1 protein-coding gene is annotated in these 2,598 nt (G+C 71.4%); it reads right to left on the bottom strand.

All coding sequences use genetic code 11. From position 1 onward, the window contains the following. Positions 1-2,598: beta-ketoacyl synthase N-terminal-like domain-containing protein (locus AB0958_RS44920; protein ID WP_366896259.1), on the bottom strand; the 2,598-nt coding region annotated here is incomplete at both ends.

The following is a 2,598-nucleotide window of genomic DNA, read 5'->3' as shown; positions in this document are numbered from 1 at the left end:
GGCCGGAGCATCCCCCCGCAGCACATCCACCAACGACCAGTCGACCCACCGCTCAAGCGCCACCGCACACTCAGCGATCCGCTCCGCGAACACCGGCGAGGAGTCCAGGAGTTCACGGCCCATACCGGCCCACTGCGAACCCTGCCCCGGGAACACCAGAACCGTCCGCCCCGCACCCACGGCCGACGACAATCCGCCAGTGACCACACCAGGATGAGACTCACCCCGCGCCAACGCCTCCAGACCCGCCACAGCCTCACCCCGCGAGCCGGCCACCACCACCGCACGCCCGGACAACACCGCCCGCTGAACAACCAACGCCGCAGCCACATCCGGCAGCGACACCTCACTCGACCCCACAAACGACGCCAACCGCTCCGCCTGCCCCACCAGGGATACCGCCGAGGCCGCGGACACCACCAACGGCACCACACCGGCGCTCGACGCGGCCGCCCCCACGGACTGCTCCTCCGGAGCCTGCTCCAGGATCAGGTGCGCGTTCGTCCCACTGATGCCGAAACTGGAGACACCGGCGCGGCGCGGCCTGCCCTCCTCCGGCCAAGCGCGGGCCTCGGTGAGCAGTTCGACCGCGCCCGCCGTCCAGTCGACCTGAGGCGTCGGCTCCGTGACGTTGAGCGTGGGCGGCATGATGCCGTGTCGGAGCGCCTGCACCATCTTGATCACGGCGGAGACACCGGCCGCGGCCTGCGTGTGACCTACGTTGGACTTGAGCGAGCCCAGCCAGAGCGGGCGCTCCGGGTTCCGGTCCCGGCCGTACGTGGCGAGCAGGGCCTGCGCCTCGATGGGGTCACCGAGCTCTGTGCCGGTGCCGTGCGCCTCCACGACGTCGATGTCGGCCGCGGTGAGGCCACCGTTGGCGAGCGCCTTGCGGATGACCCGCTGCTGCGAGGGCCCGTTGGGGGCGGTCAGGCCGTTCGAGGCGCCGTCCTGGTTCACGGCCGAGCTGCGGACAACCGCGAGCACTCGGTGGCCCCGCCTGCGGGCTTCCGAGAGGCGTTCCAGGACGACGATGCCGACGCCCTCGGACAGGATGGTGCCGTCGGCACCGGCCGAGAACGCCTTGACCCGGCCGTCGGCGGCGAGGCCGCGCTGGCGCGACATGCCGCGCAGGCCGATCGGTGAGCCCATGACGGCGACACCGCCTGCGAGGGCGAGCGAGCATTCGCCCTGACGCAGTGCCTGGGCAGCGAGGTGGATGGCGACGAGGGACGAGGAGCAGGCCGTGTCGACGGTCACCGCGGGGCCCTCGAAGCCGAACACGTACGACACCCTGCCGGAGGCCACGCTGCCGGCGGTGGCCGTCGTGACGAAGCCTTCGAGCTCGTCGGGCATGTTGCTGAGGGACTCGACGTAGTCGTGGATGGAGACGCCGGAGAAGACACCGATGTTGTCGCCGCGCGCGGAGAAGGGGTCGATGCCGGCCCGCTCCAGGGCCTCCCACGAGGTTTCGAGGAGGAGTCGCTGCTGCGGATCCATGGCAAGTGCCTCGCGCGGCGAGATGCCGAAGAAGCCGGCGTCGAACTGGGCGGCGTTGTGCAGGAATCCCCCCTTGTGGACGTACGCCGTGCCGGGCTTGTCGGGGTCGGCGTCGAACAGGCCGTCGAGGTCCCAGCCGCGGTCGTCCGGGAGCTCCACCATGCCGTCGCGGCCCTCGGCCACAAGACGCCAGAGGCCGTCGGGGTCGTCGACGCCGCCGGGCAGGCGGCAGGCCATGCCGACGATGGCGATGGGCTCGTCGGGCTCGGCGAGGACGGTGGGGGTGGCGGTGGCACCGGCCGTGTCGTCGCCGAGCTCCTCGCGCAGGTAGCGGGCGAGTGCCACCGGGGTGGGGTAGTCGAAGATGAGGGTGGCGGGGAGCTTGACGCCGGTGGCGGCGCCGAGCCGGTTGCGGAGTTCGACCGCGGTGAGCGAGTCGAAGCCGATGTCGCTGAACCCTCGTGTGCCCTGGGCGAGTTCGCTGGCGTTGAAGCCGAGGACCGCGGTGGCTTCGGCCTGCACGATGTTGAGGAGGAGGGCTTCCTGTTCGGCCTCGGGCAGTCCGGCGAGGCGCCGGAACAGGTCACTGCCGTCGCCTGCGCCGGCGCGTGCGAGGCGCCGGCCACTGCGTACCAGGCCGCGCAGCAGGTGTGGGACGGTGCTGCCGGAGGCCGCGTCGGCGCGCAAGGACCGCAGGTCGAGCTTGATCGGTACGAGCAGGGTGTGTTCGGCTCGCAGGCCGGTGTCGAGCAGGGCGAGGGCCTCGGCGGGGGTGAGGGGTAGGACACCGCCGCGGCTCATGCGGGCCTGGTCGGTCTCGCTGAGGTGAGCGGTCAGTCCGGTGCTCTGCTCCCACAGGCCCCAGGCCATCGAGACACCGGGCAGACCAGCGGCCCGCCGATGGGCCATGAGCGCGTCGAGGTAAGAGTTGGCGGCAGCGTAGCTGCCCTGGCCGGCAGAGCCGAGCAGAGCAGCGGCCGAGGAGAAGACAATGAACGAGGCCAGTTGTGGCGCCAGTTCACGGGTCAGCTCATCCAGGTGACGGACGGCGGTGACCTTCGGGGCGAAGACCCCTTCGATGCGTTCCGGCGTCAGAGCGCC

The sequence above is a fragment of the Streptomyces sp. NPDC006655 genome, assembly GCF_040703965.1.
Classification (GTDB): Bacteria; Actinomycetota; Actinomycetes; order Streptomycetales; family Streptomycetaceae; genus Streptomyces.
The sequence above is the reverse complement of the archived record's forward strand: the minus strand, read 5'-3'. Positions and strand labels throughout refer to the sequence as shown.